The sequence below is a fragment of the Frigidibacter sp. MR17.14 genome (genome assembly GCF_037095735.1).
Taxonomy (GTDB): domain Bacteria; phylum Pseudomonadota; class Alphaproteobacteria; order Rhodobacterales; family Rhodobacteraceae; genus Frigidibacter.
This window is the reverse complement of the sequence record NZ_JBAWKD010000006.1, coordinates 85,506-100,689: the sequence shown is the minus strand read 5'-3', so window position 1 is coordinate 100,689 and position 15,184 is coordinate 85,506. Positions and strand designations below refer to the sequence as shown.

Here is a 15,184-nt window from a genome sequence, read left to right as displayed (position 1 = left end):
GGCTAGCTTCGTCTCAGACCCGATGGAGGTGCCGATGCTTGCCGATCTTGCCCGCCGTGCTGCCGGATATGCTGCCGATCATGCGATCGGTGAGGATCCGCACGCCCTGGGCGCGCCCGGCCTGTCGCTGATGCGGGCGCAGATGCCGGGGCCGATGCGCCATGTGGTTTACGAACCGCTGGTCTGCCTGATCCTGCAGGGCGCCAAGCGGATCTTCCTGCCCGGGGCCGAGGTGACGTTGCGGTCAGGGCAAGCGCTTGTCGCCTCGTTCGATCTGCCGGTGACGAGCCGCGTGGTCGAGGCCGGGCCGCAGGCGCCCTATCTGGGCCTCGCGCTGGCGCTCGACCGGGCGCTGTTGCGCGACCTCGCCGCGCGGATGCCGGCGCTGCCCGAGACCTCGACCGAACTGCCGGTGACCGCCGGCCCGGCCGAGCCCGCGCTGGTCGCGGCCTTCGCGCGGCTCTGGGCCCTGACGGAAGAGCCGCAGGCGCTGCCGGTGCTGGCCCCCCATGCGACCGAAGAGATCCACTATCGCCTTCTGGCCGGTCCGCAGGGCGCGACGCTGCGGCGTCTGGCGCGGCCGGAGGGACAGGGCGAGCGGATCTCGCGCGCGGTCGAGGCGATCCGCCGCGCGCCGGGGCAGACCCATGCGGTGGGCGATCTCGCGCGGATCGCGGGGATGAGCCTGACGCGGTTCCACGAAAGCTTCCGGGCGCTGACCTCGGTGACGCCGCTGCAGTTCCAGAAGCAGTTGCGCCTGACCGAGGCGCGCAGGCTGCTGGGCGCAGGCCGGCACGGGGTGGCGCAGGCGGCCTTCGAGGTGGGCTATGAGAGCCCCACCCAGTTCAGCCGCGAGTATGCCCGCATGTTCGGCCATCCGCCGATGCGCGACCTGCCCCGCGCGCAGGCCGCGGTCTGAGCCCCCGAGCATTCAAATCCCAGACGGTTCAGGCGTCAGACGGTTCGGGCGTCAGACGGGCTGACGCGCCAGCCATTCCATCACCGCGGGGCGCACCGACTGCACGCCCGAAGCCATCGCCTCGTCGATCACCGCGCGGAGATCCCGCAGGGACACCTTGCGGATCAGATGCTTGACCGGCCCGATCGAGGCTGGCCGCATCGACAGGGTGCGCAGGCCCATGGCGGCGAAGCACAGGGCCTCGACGGGGCGGCCGGCATCCTCGCCGCAGAAGCTGAGCGGTGTGTGCGCCTCGTGGCAGCGCTCGACGATCTGGCCGAGGAAGCTCAGGAAGCTCACGTCCAGCGTGTCGTAGCGCCGGCGCACGCGCTCGTTCTCGCGGTCAGCGGCGAAGAAGAACTGCTTGAGGTCATTGCCGCCGATCGAGATGAAATCGGCGGTCTCGAAGAAGGACTTCGGCGCGAAGGCAAGGCTGGGCGTCTCCAGCATCGCGCCGATTTCCAGCTTGAAGGGCAGGGCGTGGCCGATCTTGCGCTCGCGCTCGACTTCGTCGAGCAGCGCCTGCCGCGCCTCGAAGAACTCGCTGGCCTGCGCGATGAAGGGGAACATCACCGTCAGCGGACGCCCCGCCGCGGCGCGCAGCAGTGCCTGCAGCTGCATCCGCATCACGCCGGGCTTGTCGAGACCGACGCGGATCGCGCGCCAGCCCATCGCCGGGTTCGGTTCGTCCTGCGGCTTCATGTAGGGCAGGACCTTGTCCGAGCCGATGTCGAGCGTGCGGAACACCACGCGCTTGCCATCCGCCGCCTGCAGGACGCGGGCGTAAAGCTGCGCAAGCTCGCCCCGCTGGGGCACGCGGTTGCGGATCAGGAACTGCAGTTCCGTGCGGAACAGGCCCACGCCCTCGGCGCCCGAACCCTTCAGCGAGGGAAGGTCGGCCATGAGGCCCGCGTTCATGTGCAGCCCGACGCGCGTGCCGCAGGTCGCGACCGCGGGCAGTTCGCGCAGGGACGCGTAACGGGTCTGCGCGGCGGCGGCCATCGCGATCTTGTCGCGGAACGCGGCGGCGACGCTGTCCTCGGGGCGCAGGTGCACCACGCCCTGATCGCCATCGACAAGGATCGGGTCGCCGTTCAGCGCCTCGGTGGTGATGCGGCTGGCCTGGATCACCAGCGGGATCACCAGCGCGCGGGCGACGACGGCGGCATGGCTGCCGACCGAGCCTTCCTCCAGCACCACGCCCTTCAGCTTGCGGCCGTATTCCAGCAGGTCGCCGGGGCCGATGTTGCGCGCGACCAGCACCGGGTTTTCCGGCATCTCTGCGCCGGTGTCGTTGCCCTGGCCGGTCAGGATGCGCAGCAGCCGGTTCGACAGGTCGTCCAGATCCTGCATCCGCTCGCGCAGGTAGGGGTCGGGAACCTGCTCCATCCGGGCGCGGGTCGCGGACTGTTCCTTTTCCACCGCCGCCTCGGCCGAAAGCCCGCGGTCGATGTCCTCTTCCATCCGTTTCAGCCAGCCGCGCGAGTTGGCGAACATGCGGTAGGCCTCGAGGATCTCCTGCTGGGCCTTGTCGGCGATCTCGCCGCCCGCCAGCATCGCGTCGACCGAGCCGCGCAGATCCTCGACCGCGGCGTTGAGCCGGGCCTTTTCGGTCTCGGGGTCGTCGCCGACCGGGTTCGCGACGACGACGCGCGGCTCGTGCAGCCAGACGCGGCCCTCGCAGGCGCCCTCCTGGCCCATCAGGCCGCGGAACAGCACCGGGTGCTTGTGCAGCGCGGCCATCGCCTCGTCATCGCCGACGAAGGCGCCAAGCTCGGTCATCTCGGCCAGCACCATGGCCACGACTTCCAGCGCATAGACCTCGTCATCCGAGAACTGGCGCTTGGCCTTCGACTGCACGACCAGCACGCCCAGCTTCTCGCCCAGCCGCTGGATCGGCACGCCGAGGAAGGAGGAAAAGATCTCTTCCCCCGTCTCGGGCATGTAGCGGAAGCCCTTTTCCGAGGGCGCGTCGCCGGTGTTCACCGGGGTCGAGGTCTTGGCGACGCGGCCGACAAGACCTTCGCCCAGCTTCATCCGGGTCTGGTGAACGGCCTCGGGTTTCAGGCCCTCGGTCGCGCAAAGCTCGAGCGTGGTCGGGTCGCGGAACAGGTAGATCGAGCAGACCTCGGTCCCCATCGAATCCGCAATCAGATGGGTGATCCGGTCAAGCCGCTCCTGACCCTTGGCAGGGGTGGCCAGCGTGTCGCGCAACCGGGACAGCAGCTTGCGGCTCTCCCGGTCCTCGCGATCGGAGACGGATGGTGTCGTCTGGTCCCGCGCTGCTTCCATGCCCGCCCCGGCTGTGTCAGGCCGCCTTCTCGAGTTCGAAGGCATCATGGAGCGCCTGCACGGCGAGTTCCATGTATTTCCGGTCGATCAGCACCGAAATCTTGATCTCGGACGTCGCGATGACCTTGATGTTGATGCCTTCCTTCGAAAGTGCCTCGAACATGCGCGCAGCGACGCCGGCGTGGCTGCGCATGCCGATGCCCACGACCGAGACCTTGGCGACGTCTTCGTCGATGATCAGCTCTTCGTATTTCAGGAGACCCTTCGCATAGGCGTCGTCGATCGCCTTCTTGGCGCGGGCGACCTGATTCGTCGGCAGCGAGAAGGTCATGTCGGTGACGGAGCCCGGGAAGGCCTCGTCATAGTCCTTTTCCGAGATGTTCTGCACGATCATGTCGACGTTGACGCCGGCCTCGGCCAGCGTGCCGAAGATCGCGCTGGCGATGCCGGGGCGGTCCTCGATGGTGAAGAGGGTGATCTTCGCTTCGTCGCGCGAGTAGGCGACACCGGAGACGACTTTCGATTCCATGATATCCTCCTCGGCGCAGACCAGCGTGCCGGAATTTTCGTCAGTATCTTCGAAGCTCGAAAGGACCCGAAGACGGACATTGTAGCGCATCGCCAGCTCGACCGAGCGGGTCTGCAGGACCTTGGCCCCCAGCGAGGCCAGTTCGAGCATCTCTTCGAAGGCGATCTTGTCGAGCTTGCGGGCCTTGGACGAGATCCGCGGGTCGGTGGTGTAGATGCCGTCGACATCGGTGTAGATGTCGCAGCGCTCGGCTTCGAAGGCGGCGGCGAAGGCCACCGCGGTCGTGTCCGACCCGCCGCGGCCCAGCGTGGTGATCCGGCCCTCGGGCGACAGACCCTGGAAGCCCGCGACCACGGCGACCTTCATGCCCTCGGCGAATTTCGTGTCGATGTTGGTGCGCGGGATCGAGACGAAGCGCGCGGCCGAATGCGCCGAGGTGGTGTTGATCGGCACCTGCCAGCCCTGCCAGCTGCGGGCGGGGACGTCCATTTCCTGCAGGGTGAGCGCCATGAGGCCGGCGGTGACGTTCTCGCCCGAGGCGACCACGGCGTCATATTCGCGCGCGTCGAACAGCGGCGAGGTCTGCTCGACCCAGCCCACGAGCTCGTTGGTCTTGCCCGACATCGCCGAGACGATGACGATCACGTCATAGCCGCGCTCGACCTCGCGCTTGACCTTCTCGGCGGCGTTCTTGATCCGCGCGAGATCGGCGACCGAGGTGCCGCCGAATTTCATCACCAGAAGCGGCATCTTAGGCCCCCCTTCGCCGGGCGGCCGCCTGCGCGGGTCCGCCTGAAAAACCGTGGGCTTCCTAGCGGCGGGGGGGGCGTCATGCAAGGGCCATGACGGGGCTTGCGGAGAGCTTTGGCCAAAACAGCGTCGGGGGAGCCGCGGGCCCCCCCGTTGCCATCGGTTCCCGGACCGATGGCGCACCACTGGGACCCCCCCCGCGCTTGGGGGCCCGCCCGACGGTCAGTTCGTCTTGCGCGGCGGCAGGAAGGGCAGGGGGGCGACGGGGATGCCGTCTTCGATCAGCTGGCGGGCGTCCTCGGGCTTGGCCTCGCCCCAGATCGCGCGCTCGGGGCTGTCGCCCTCGTGCATGGCGCGGGCCTCGGCGGCGAAGTTCAGGCCGACGTAATCCGAGTTTTCCTCGATCCGCTTGCGCAGTTCGGCCATCGCGGCCTCGGCCGGCGAGGCGGGCTGGCTGAGCGGACGCTCCGGCTCGGACTTGGCCACCGACGGCGCCATCAGCGCCTTGGTCACGCGGCTGCCGCCACAGATCGCGCAGGCGAGATGGCCAGAGGCGGCCAGCCGGTCGAACGCCTCGGCCGAGGCGAACCAGCTGTCGAAGTCATGGCCTTGATCGCAGTGGAGGCTGTAGCGGATCATCGCAATGCGCCGGGAGGAGTGACCGGATCGACGTAACGCTTCTGCGACGGAAATCAAGCCGTGGCGAGCCCGGCCCCCGGCGGGACGAAATCGGCGATGAGACGTGCGAGCTCTGGCTCGTCGACCTTGCCCGCAGCCTTCGCGGGGCTGAACCACTTGCGGCGGCGCTGGCCCTTTTCCGGGAAGCGTTCCGCCAGCCGCTCGACCCGCAGCGGGAACACCGCGACCCGGCAGGGCACCGGGGCGGTGCGGCGCATGCGCTTGGGGTAAGCGAAGCTTCCCAGCGCCTCGGTCCGGATCGCGCCGACGACGCCGGCCTCTTCCCAGGCTTCCTCTGCGGCGGATTCCGGCAGGCCCAGGCCGGTCATGGGTCCGCCCTTGGGGATCACCCAGCGACCGGTGTCGCGGCTGGTGATCAGCAGGATCTCGACCTTGCCGCGATGGCTGCGATAGCAGAGCGCACCGACCTGCTCGCGCAGCGTCTCGGCGTCTGCCATGCCCAAGGTGCCGCCAAGGGGGCTGCCCGCCGGGGTCGCGATCTGCATCTGCATTGCTGTCACCTGCCCTGTCCATCCGGCGGGTTGCCCCACTCGCCTTATTCTCCTGTCAGTGTAGGGCGCGGGGCCCGATAACCAAGTAAAGCGCGCGCCCGGCCTGTCGCACAAGCGACGATTGCATAAAATTGCGGCAGGGAAATGTCAGCGATCGCGGCGCGCGGGCAGCAGCGCGAGGATGTCGCCGACAAGGGCCGCACGGGCGGCGGCCCCGGTGGTGGCGGCCAGTGCCGCACGGGCGCGTGCGGCCTGCGCGGCCTGCGCGGCGGGATCGAGCGCCCGGACCGCCGCGGCAAGGCTGTCAGCATCGCCGACCTCGCGCGCGGCGCCGGCGGCGATCAGGGCCGCGAAGGCCTCGGCCGCGTTCGCGACATGCGGTCCGGTCAGGATCGCCGAGCCGAGGCCCGCCGGCTCATAGGGCGTGTGCCCGCCCTTCGGCACCAGCGAGCCGCCGACGAAGCTGGTGCCCGCCAGCGCATACCACAGGCCCATCTCTCCCATCGTGTCGGCCAGCAGCACCGGATGCGCGGCGTCGGGCAGCCCGTCTCCGGTGCTGCGGCGGACATGGCCCAGCCCGGCCGCGGCGATCATGCGGGCGATCTCGTCCGCTCGCCGGGGGTGGCGGGGGGCAAGGATCAGCCGGCGCTCCGGGTCCTCGGAGTGCAAGGCCGCGAAGGCGCGCAGCACCACCGCCTCTTCGCCTTCGTGGGTCGAGGCCGCCAGCAGCGTGCGGTCGCGGGGCAGGGCAGGGGCAAGGCGCACGCGTTCGGCCTCCGGCACCCGCAGCGCGACGGCGGCCTTCAGGTTCAGCACCGGCCCGACGCGGTCCTCGGGCAATCCCAGCGCCACGAAACGCGTGGCCGAGGCGCGGTCCTGCGGCGACAGCAGCGTGATCGCCCGCATCAGCCGGCGCGACAGCGCGGGAAAGCGCGCCCAGCCGGCGGCGGTGCGCGCGGACATCCGCGCGCCGGCGGCCACCACCGGCAGGCCGCGGGCGCGGGCCATCTCCAGCCGGTTCGGCCAGAACTCGTTCTCGATCACCACCAGCAGCGCCGGTTTGACGCGGGCGAGGAAGCGTCCGGTGAACAGGCGCAGGTCCAGCGGCGCCAGCGCCGGCAGGCAGCGCGGCAGCGCCCAGCGGCGGGCCAGCGCTCGGCCCGTCATCGTGTTCGCGGTCACCACCATCGTCAGGTCGGGCCGGGCGTCCAGCAGCGCCTCGGCCAGCGCGCGGGCCGAGGCCAGCTCGCCGTTCGAGGCGCCATGCAGCCAGAGCACCGGGCCACCGGGCGTCTTCGGGCCCACGCCCAGCCGCTCGGCCGCATCGCGCGCGTCTTCCGTGCCGCGCAGCCGGCGCAGCGCGAGCCGCACCAGAAGCGCGGGCATGACGAGGGTCAGAAGGACGCGGTACAGGATCATCCCCGCGGTATCGGCAAGGCCCGGCCCGGTTGCAACGGGAAATCCGCGGCATTGACAGCGCGCCGCCCGTCGGTCGCAATGGCCGCGACGATGGAGGGCGCGATGCGGCTGGGCGTGATCAGGACCGGGGGCGAGGGCGTGGCGGATGCGGCGCTGGTGCGGCTGGCCGAGGCGCTGGCCGCCGAGGGGCGGCAGGTGATCGGCGCGGTGCAGAGCCGTCCGGGCGGCAGTTGCGCCGACGAGATGGCGCTGCGCCTGCTGCCCGAGGGGCGCCAGATCTGCATCTCGCAGGATCTGGGACCCGCGGCCGAGGGCTGCCGGCTGGACGCCCATGCGCTGGAGCAGGCCGTGGCGGGGATCGAGGCTGCCTTTGCCGAAGGGGGCGCCGATCTGGTCATCGTCAACCGTTTCGGCAAGCTCGAGGCAGAGGGCCGCGGTTTCGCGGGCCTGATCGCCCGGGCGCTCGAGGTAGGGGTGCCGGTGATCTGCGGTCTGGCGCCGAAGCTGGAGCCCGCCTTCGCGGCCTATGCCGGCGATCTGGCGCAGGACCTGCCGGCGGATGCCACCGCACTGGGCGACTGGTGGGCGCGCGCGATGGCAACGGCGGCCTGACGCGCCGTCGGGGCGCCCGGATGGGTGTGGCCGCACGTTTTCCGCTGGCCCTTCCCGGCGTGGCCGCTAGGGTTGCGCGCGACCGCGCCGCACAGACCGGCGAGACATTCCGCGAAGGACCAGACCATGCCCAGCTATCCTGACGTCCAGCTTCTCATCGACGGCACCTGGGGCCCGGCGAAGGCCGGCCGCACGCTGCCGGTGCTCGACCCCGCGACCGAGGAGCAGATCGGCACCATCGCCTGGGCCGGGACCGAGGATCTGGACGCCGCCCTGGCCGCGGCGGAACGCGGCTTCGCCACCTGGTCGGCGATGGGCGCCTATGACCGCTCGAAAATCATGCGCAAGGCGGCCGAGCTGCTGCGCGCCCGCGTCGACGACATCGCCTGGATGATGACGCGCGAGCAGGGCAAGCCGCTCGGCCAGTCGAAGATGGAGACGCTGGGCGCGGCCGACACCATCGAGTGGTTCGCGGAAGAGGCGCGGCGCACCTATGGCCAAGTGATCCCGGCCCGTGCCCCCGGCATCACCCAGATGACGATCAAGCTGCCGGTGGGCCCGGTCGCCGCCTTCACGCCCTGGAACTTCCCGATCAACCAGGTGGTGCGCAAGCTGTCGGCGGCGCTGGCCGCGGGCTGCTCGATCATCGTCAAGGCGCCCGAGGAAACCCCGGCCTCGCCGGCCGAGATGATCCGCTGCTTCGTCGATGCGGGCGTGCCCGCGGGCGTGATCGGCCTCGTCTACGGCGTGCCGGCCGAAATCTCGGAATACCTGATCAAGAGCTCGGTGATCCGCAAGGTGACCTTCACCGGCTCGACCCCGGTCGGCAAGCTTCTGGCGGGCATGGCCGGCCAGCACATGAAGCGCGCGACGATGGAGCTGGGCGGCCATGCCCCGGTGATCGTCACCGCCGATGCCGACATCGACAAGGCGATCGCCACGATGGCCGCGCACAAGTTCCGCAACGCAGGCCAGGTCTGCGTCTCGCCCACCCGCTTCCTGATCGAGGATGCCGTGGCCGACCGCTTCATCGACGGTTTCACCGAGGCCGCGAAGGCGATCAAGGTCGGCCCGGGCCTCGACCCCGAAAGCGGCATGGGCCCCCTGGCAAATGATCGCCGGATCCCGGCGCTGGAAGGGCTGATCAATGACGCCGTCGACCATGGCGCGCGGCTGACCACCGGCGGCAAGCGCATCGGCAACAAGGGCTGGTTCTTCGAACCGACGGTGCTGGCCGACGTGCCGGTCGCGGCGCGGATCATGAATGACGAGCCCTTCGGCCCGGTCGCGGTGATCAACCGCTTCACCTCGCTCGACGCGGCGATCGCCGAGGCGAACCGGCTGCCCTTCGGCCTTGCCGCCTATGGCTGGACCGGCTCGGCCGAGGCCGCGGACCGTATGACCTACGAGGTCGAGGCGGGCATGACCTCGATCAACCACCTCGGCCTCGCACTGCCCGAGGTGCCCTTCGGCGGCATCAAGGATTCGGGCTACGGCACCGAGGGCGGGTCCGAGGCGATCGAGGCCTATCTCGACACCCGCTTCGTGACACGGACCCGCTGAGCATGGACGAGCCGCGGTTCCTGCTGCGGCTCTTCTTCGGCCGCGATCAGCGCTTCGGGCCCGGTAAGGCGGACCTGTTGCGCGGGATCGCCGAAGAGGGCTCGATCTCTGCTGCGGGCAAGCGTATGGGGATGAGCTATAAGCGCGCCTGGGGGCTGGTCGAGGCGATGAACGCCGATTTCGCCCGGCCGCTGGTCGAAAGCACGCGCGGCGGCCCGAAGGGGGGCGGCGCGCGCCTGACCGACGAGGGCGCGGCCGTGCTGGCCGACTACACGCGGCTGGCGGCCAAGGTCGCCGAAACGGGCGCCCCCGAGATCGCCGCGATCGCCGCGCGCCTGAAGCCCTGACCCGCGGGGCGGGACAATCGCATGGCGAGGGCGGCGCCGACCGTCGGGCGGGACGCCCCGCCGTGCGGGCCGGGTCGAAGGGCGGACGCTTCGGACTGGTCGCCTGCGCCCTCGGCCGGAGCGATCCGCTTTCCGGCCGGACGCGTCAGCCGCGGTTCAGGCCGTGGCTGCGGTCGTAGGGGGCGGGCTCGGGCGGGGTCCAGCCGGCGGGCGGGGCCTCGGGGCGCAGGATCTCGACCCGCAGCGGGTGGCAGGCCGCGGCATCCGAAGAATGCGTGTTGGAACAGTCGCCGCCCGGGCAGGCCGAAAGCGCGCCCAGAAGCGGGATCTCGGCGAAAAGCTCCAGGTAGTCGCCCGGACGCACCGGGCTCGCCTTCATGAAATACTGCCCCGTCTCGCGCAGGAAGCCAGTGCACATGAAGACATTGAGCACGTCGTGGACCCGCATCTCGGCCTCGGCCAGCGGCAGGCCGCGATGGGCGGCCAGCGCGCGCACGAGGTTCGAATGGCAGCAGTGGTGGTACTGGCCGCCGTCTGACAGCAGCGCATGGGTATAGGGATCGCAGCGGGTGCCGATCACGTCATGGCAGGCGCCGCCGAAAGCGTCGAACCCGTACCAGTCGAGCGTGTCATGAATGATTGTCGCCATCGGCCGCAGCCAGGGCAGCTTCGACCAGAGCTGGTCGCCAAGCCCGACATGGGTGCCGTTCAGCGCCCGCGTCTTGCCCGAGAAGAAGGCCTCGTCGAGGTTCTCGGCGTTCCACAGGTTCAGGTCGCCGACCTGCGGCCCCTCGATCGAATGGATGCGGAAGACGTGGCCCGCCGGAACCTCGAAACAGGCGGCCTCGCGCGGGGGCACGATCACCTCGGCCACCGGGACGAGGCCCGGGCGCAGGGCGCGATAGGCGGCGAGGTCGGGGCGGGGCAGTGTCTCGACCGGGTAGCAGACGACCGGGGCGATGGCCCGGCGCGTCGCGGCGTCGGCTGGAGCGTCGGTGAGGGCTGCGGGCTTCATCGACGTCTCCTTCCGGGGGGCCAGCGTCAGGCGCGGTGGGCGCCGGCGGCGAGGCCGGCGATGGTCGACAGGATCTCGTCCACCGGGCGGCGCGCGCCGATCAGCTTGACGATGGCAGAGCCTACGACCGCGCCATCGGCGATGCCGGCGATGGCCTCGGCCTGTTCGGGGGTGTTGATGCCGAAGCCCACCACCACCGGCAGGTCGGTCGCGGCCTTGATGCGGGCGACCTCGGGGGCCACATCGCCCGTCTGTGCCACGGCAGAGCCGGTGATCCCGGTGATCGAGACGTAGTAGACGAAGCCCGAGGTGTTCTGCAGCACCACCGGCAGGCGGCGTGCGTCGGTGGTGGGCGTCGCGAGGCGGATGAAGTTCAGCCCGGCGGCCTGCGCGGGCAGGCACAGCTCGCTGTCTTCCTCGGGCGGCAGGTCGACGACGATCAGCCCGTCGATCCCGGCTGCCTTCGCTTCGGCCACGAAGGCGTCGACGCCGTGCGAATAGATCGGGTTGTAGTAGCCCATCATCACGATCGGCGTGGTGTCGTTCCCGGCCCGGAAGGCGCGCACCATGTCGAGCGTCTTGGCCAGCGTCTGCCCGCCTTCCAGCGCGCGCTGCCCGGCGAGCTGGATCGTCGGGCCGTCGGCCATCGGATCGGTGAAGGGCATGCCAAGTTCGATCACGTCGACGCCGGCGGCCGGCATCCCCTTCATGACGGCCAGCGAGGTCTCGATGTCCGGATCGCCCGCCATCAGATAGGCGACGAAGCCCTTGCGGCCTTCCTGTTTGAGCCGCGCGAAGGTGTCGTCGATCCGGGTCATTGGCAGTCTCCTTGAACGTGCGGGTGATGCCCGCTCGCCGGAAGAAAATCAATGCCGGATGCGGCGGCGCGGGGGCGGAACCCGACCTGACCGGCCGTGCGGCCCCCGCCTGCACCGGTATCCGTCGGCCCCATGGCTGCCGGTCCGGCGCCACCACTCCGGCGACGGTCCGACACGGAGGGGCAGCCACGGCGCCGGCAGCGCCGATGTGCGGGCCGGCCGCGCGCCGGTCGCGCCTAGGTGGGCGCCTGCCGCGGCCCATTCCCGGGCGCTGCCGGGGACGGGGGCGCGACGGACGCCGGGTCGGGTTGGGCCGCGACGGGCTGGGCCGGGATCGGCTGGGCCGGGATCGGCTGGGGCTGAACAGGTTGGGTCTGGCGCGCGACGCCAGTTTGCCAGCGGGTCAGGAAGGCGGCCATCTGCGCCTGCCCGTCTGCGAACAGCGCCGCGATCTGGGAGGCAGAGGTGTTCATCTTCGACGGGTGGTCGAGCGTGCTGGCAAGGTCTTCGGACATGTCGATGAAACCGAAGGCCACCGGGCGATAGTAGCGCGCGTCCGGCTTCCCCGCGTTGCGGGTCACGCCGCCGATCCGCATCACCTGCTGGATCTCCTGCAACATCGGCAGGTTGCCCGACAGCTCGTTGCGCCGGTCCGCGATTTCCGCAGCGTCCGACAGCACATGGCCGGCCTTGCCCGGGGGGATGCGCATCGGGTTGATGCGGATCACCCAGATCTCGTCGGGGTCGTCGGATTGACGTGTGTCGCGAGCGAGTTCGGGACGCGTCGGCCGGCTGCCCGGCTCTGACTGGACGTCCGGCAGGTCTGAGATCGGCGGGTTTCCCGCATAGAGACCGTCCCACATCACGGTGCCGTCCATTGCCACCCCGCGCATCACCTCGGGGATCGCGGCGCTGGCCAGCAGGCAGTCCAGCAGGTCGTCGAGCCGTTCCGAGCCGCGGAAGATCCGGTAATTGGTCGCGCCGGCCCAGCGGTGCGGTGCACCGGGCTCCGACAGCGCGCGGGTGCGCGCCTTGGCGGCAGCCACGTCGGGTGCGTCGGACGGCTCGCTGCCTGCGCCCTGCACCGTCGCCGAGACCGCATCGGCGGCCCCGATCAGCAGCTCCGGCACGAAGTGTCCGCTGTGGTCGCGCCCGGAGATCTCGAGGCCAAGTCGCTCTAATGTGTCCTTATCCAGATGTTGCGCGAGGACCGCGCGAAAGGCGTCGAGCACGTCGAAGTCGCGCCGGGCGAGCGGCGGGGCGGTCTCGGACAAAAGGCTGCGGCTGTGCAGCGGCGACAGGTCCAGAAGCTCTGCCCAGAACGTCGCCAGTGGCCTGAGTTCGGGGCGCGCGGCGGCATGGACGAAGGCCGGACGCATCAGGTCGGCGATCTGATCGGCCATCTGTCCCGGCACCGTTGCGTCGATCGTGTCGAAAAGCTGCTTCCAATAGCCTGCCTTCAGCCCGACCTCCGGCTGGAACGGCGTCGCGACCCAGGCGAGGTCGGTCATCCACGCCGCAGCGGCGGCGCTCCAGTTGCGCAGGGACGCGGCCGTGTTCTGCCCGAAGACATGCCCGCCCTGCCACAGGCGCAGCCAGTCTTCGGTCAGGCTGCCGCCGCCGAAGGCCGCGTTGCCCGCGGGGTAACCGGTCTTCCAGAACCGCTCGACGCTGCTGCCGCCCTCGGGAACGCCCAGCAGCAGGTCGCGCCAGGTGAGCGCGGCGCAGATCGCCCCGCCCGAGGTGCCGCTGAGCCCGACGATGCGGAACCGCGTGTCGCCGTCTTTGACCCGCTCCAGCAGCAGGCTCAGCGCGCCCGCGGTGAAGGCCGTCTGCGCCCCGCCGCCCTGGCAGGCCAGCGCCACGTTGACCGGCCTCGGCCCGCCGGGCGGCCACATTTCATCCGGCGGCAGGCTCTTGTCACTCGTTCCCATGATCGCACCAATACATTGCCCACAACGGCGTGAGTCTACCTGAGCGGGCGCACGCTGCAATTGTTTCGACGTCTCAGCCCGCCTGCGGCACCAGGATCATCCAATGCGTCCCGAAGCGGTCGCGCAGCATGCCGAACCCGGGCGAGAAGAATGTGGCCGCGAAGGGCATGATCACCTCGCCCCCCTCGGCCAGCATCCGCGCGAACAGCGTCTCGGCCGCCGTCGGATCCGTCACCGCGTGCGAGATCGTCACCGCCTTCTGTGCCTCGCCCCAGCCCGGCGGGAAGTCCGAGGCCATCAGCACCCGCCCGTCCAGTTCCAGCGCGGCATGCATCACCAGATCTCCCGCCGCCCCTTCCGGCACCGGCGCGGCGCCGGGCGGTGCATCGGCATAGCGCATGACGGTCAACGTGCCACCGAACCAGTCGCGATATAACTCCATCGCCTCGGCGCAGGTGCCCTGGAAATGCAGGTAGGGATCGAAGCTCATGCCGTCCTCCACGGGATTTGCGTTGATATAAACATACCGCAACTCGCCCCCGGCGACGAGCCCGTCGCTTGCGCCCGCGCGGGCCTTTGCCTAAAAGCCCCCGGAACTTTGATTTCACCGCGAACCGGAGGGAAGCATGGGCTTTCGCATGGGCATCGTCGGGCTGCCGAACGTCGGCAAGTCCACCCTCTTCAACGCGCTGACCCGCACCGCGGCGGCGCAGGCCGCCAACTTCCCGTTCTGCACGATCGAGCCGAACGTCGGCGACGTGGCCGTGCCCGACCCGCGGCTGGACAAGCTGGCCGCGATCGCCGGCTCGAAGCAGATCATCCCGACGCGGATCACCTTCGTCGACATCGCCGGCCTCGTGAAGGGCGCGAGCAAGGGCGAGGGCCTCGGCAACCAGTTCCTCGCGAACATCCGCGAGACGGATGCGATCGCCCATGTCCTGCGCTGCTTCGAGGATGGCGACATCACCCATGTCGAGGGCCGCGTCGATCCGATCGCGGATGCCGAGACGATCGAGACCGAGCTGATGATCGCCGACATGGAATCGATCGAGCGGCGGCTGGCGAACCTCGCGCGCAAGCTCAAGGGCGGCGACAAGGAGGCGGTCGATCAGGACCGGCTGCTGCGCGTCGCGCTGGCGGTGCTCGAGGGCGGCAAGCCCGCCCGCACCGTGGCCGTGGCCGAGGATGACCGTCGCGCCTGGGACATGCTGCAGCTTCTGACCGCGAAGCCGGTCCTCTACGTCTGCAACGTCGAGGAAGCCTCGGCCGCGAAGGGCAATTCGCAATCCGAGCGGGTCGCGAAGATGGCGGCAGAGCAGGGCGCGGCGACGGTGGTGATCTCGGCCCGGATCGAGGAAGAGATCAGCCAGCTCGACGCCGAAGAACAGGCGATGTTCCTTGAGGAGATGGGGCTCGACGAGGCCGGGCTCGACCGGCTGATCCGCGCGGGCTACGACCTGCTGGGGCTGCAGACCTATTTCACCGTCGGCCCGAAAGAGGCCCGCGCCTGGACGATCCACAAGGGCACGCTGGCGCCGCAGGCCGCGGGCGTGATCCACGGGGACTTCGAGAAGGGCTTCATCCGCGCGGAAACCGTCGGCTACGCCGACTACGTCGCCGGCAACGGCGAGGCGGGCGCCCGCGAGGCCGGCAAGTTCCGCGTCGAGGGCAAGACCTACGAGGTCAAGGACGGCGACGTCCTGCACTTCCTGTTCAACGCCTGAACCCCGCCATCGTCTCGCCCTCCGGCCGTGACG

General features: G+C 70.2%; 14 protein-coding genes. 5 read left to right on the top strand and 9 right to left on the bottom strand.

Going from position 1 to position 15,184, the window contains the following annotated elements:
- Positions 1–34: 34 nt before the first annotated feature.
- A complete protein-coding gene (locus V8J36_RS15810) occupies positions 35–919 on the top strand; it encodes an AraC family transcriptional regulator (protein ID WP_336468279.1) in 885 nt (294 codons plus the stop codon).
- A 51-nt stretch (positions 920–970) separates the two neighbouring features.
- On the opposite strand, the gene ptsP is transcribed toward V8J36_RS15810, so the two are convergent.
- From ptsP to V8J36_RS15785, 5 genes are all read right to left on the bottom strand, one after another.
- Complete coding sequence (gene ptsP, locus V8J36_RS15805; RefSeq protein ID WP_336468278.1) at positions 971–3,250, bottom strand: phosphoenolpyruvate--protein phosphotransferase; 2,280 nt, start codon at positions 3,248–3,250, stop codon at positions 971–973.
- Between the two features lie 16 nt (positions 3,251–3,266).
- Positions 3,267–4,529, bottom strand: coding sequence for an aspartate kinase (locus V8J36_RS15800; protein ID WP_336468277.1), 1,263 nt, complete (start codon positions 4,527–4,529; stop codon positions 3,267–3,269).
- Between the two features lie 222 nt (positions 4,530–4,751).
- Positions 4,752–5,168 carry a DUF1178 family protein gene (locus V8J36_RS15795; RefSeq protein WP_336468276.1) on the bottom strand — a complete coding sequence of 139 codons (417 nt, stop codon included), beginning with the start codon at positions 5,166–5,168 and terminating at the stop codon, positions 4,752–4,754.
- A 53-nt stretch (positions 5,169–5,221) separates the two neighbouring features.
- Positions 5,222–5,665: an NUDIX hydrolase gene (locus V8J36_RS15790; protein WP_442902504.1), complete on the bottom strand. Its 444-nt coding sequence runs from the start codon at positions 5,663–5,665 to the stop codon at positions 5,222–5,224.
- Positions 5,666–5,866: 201 nt separating this feature from the next.
- Entirely contained in the window at positions 5,867–7,138 is a 1,272-nt protein-coding gene (locus tag V8J36_RS15785; protein ID WP_336468274.1) for a 3-deoxy-D-manno-octulosonic acid transferase, read from the bottom strand.
- 78 nt (positions 7,139–7,216) lie between these two features.
- Here V8J36_RS15785 and V8J36_RS15780 point away from each other — a divergent pair, with 78 nt between their 5' ends.
- From V8J36_RS15780 to V8J36_RS15770, 3 genes are all read left to right on the top strand, one after another.
- The gene (locus tag V8J36_RS15780; protein ID WP_336468273.1) at positions 7,217–7,750 is read left to right on the top strand and encodes a DUF2478 domain-containing protein; all 534 of its coding nucleotides are present in this window, start codon (positions 7,217–7,219) and stop codon (positions 7,748–7,750) included.
- Between the two features lie 126 nt (positions 7,751–7,876).
- Positions 7,877–9,313, top strand: coding sequence for an NAD-dependent succinate-semialdehyde dehydrogenase (locus V8J36_RS15775; protein ID WP_336468272.1), 1,437 nt, complete (start codon positions 7,877–7,879; stop codon positions 9,311–9,313).
- A gap of 2 nt (positions 9,314–9,315) precedes the next feature.
- Positions 9,316–9,660: a winged helix-turn-helix domain-containing protein gene (locus V8J36_RS15770; protein ID WP_336468271.1), complete on the top strand. Its 345-nt coding sequence runs from the start codon at positions 9,316–9,318 to the stop codon at positions 9,658–9,660.
- Between the two features lie 145 nt (positions 9,661–9,805).
- Here V8J36_RS15770 and V8J36_RS15765 read toward each other — a convergent pair whose 3' ends face one another.
- The 4 genes from V8J36_RS15765 to V8J36_RS15750 all read right to left on the bottom strand — a co-directional run bounded on the left by V8J36_RS15765 (position 9,806) and on the right by V8J36_RS15750 (position 13,917).
- Entirely contained in the window at positions 9,806–10,675 is an 870-nt protein-coding gene (locus tag V8J36_RS15765; protein WP_336468270.1) for an urea carboxylase-associated family protein, read from the bottom strand.
- 26 nt (positions 10,676–10,701) lie between these two features.
- The gene (gene trpA, locus V8J36_RS15760) at positions 10,702–11,493 is read right to left on the bottom strand and encodes a tryptophan synthase subunit alpha (RefSeq protein ID WP_336468269.1); all 792 of its coding nucleotides are present in this window, start codon (positions 11,491–11,493) and stop codon (positions 10,702–10,704) included.
- Positions 11,494–11,729: 236 nt separating this feature from the next.
- The gene (locus tag V8J36_RS15755) at positions 11,730–13,427 is read right to left on the bottom strand and encodes a patatin-like phospholipase family protein (RefSeq protein WP_336468268.1); all 1,698 of its coding nucleotides are present in this window, start codon (positions 13,425–13,427) and stop codon (positions 11,730–11,732) included.
- 73 nt (positions 13,428–13,500) lie between these two features.
- Positions 13,501–13,917: a VOC family protein gene (locus V8J36_RS15750; RefSeq protein WP_336468267.1), complete on the bottom strand. Its 417-nt coding sequence runs from the start codon at positions 13,915–13,917 to the stop codon at positions 13,501–13,503.
- A 136-nt stretch (positions 13,918–14,053) separates the two neighbouring features.
- On the opposite strand from V8J36_RS15750, the gene ychF reads away from it, so the two are divergent.
- Positions 14,054–15,151, top strand: coding sequence for a redox-regulated ATPase YchF (ychF, locus tag V8J36_RS15745; RefSeq protein WP_336468266.1), 1,098 nt, complete (start codon positions 14,054–14,056; stop codon positions 15,149–15,151).
- Positions 15,152–15,184: the final 33 nt, after the last annotated feature.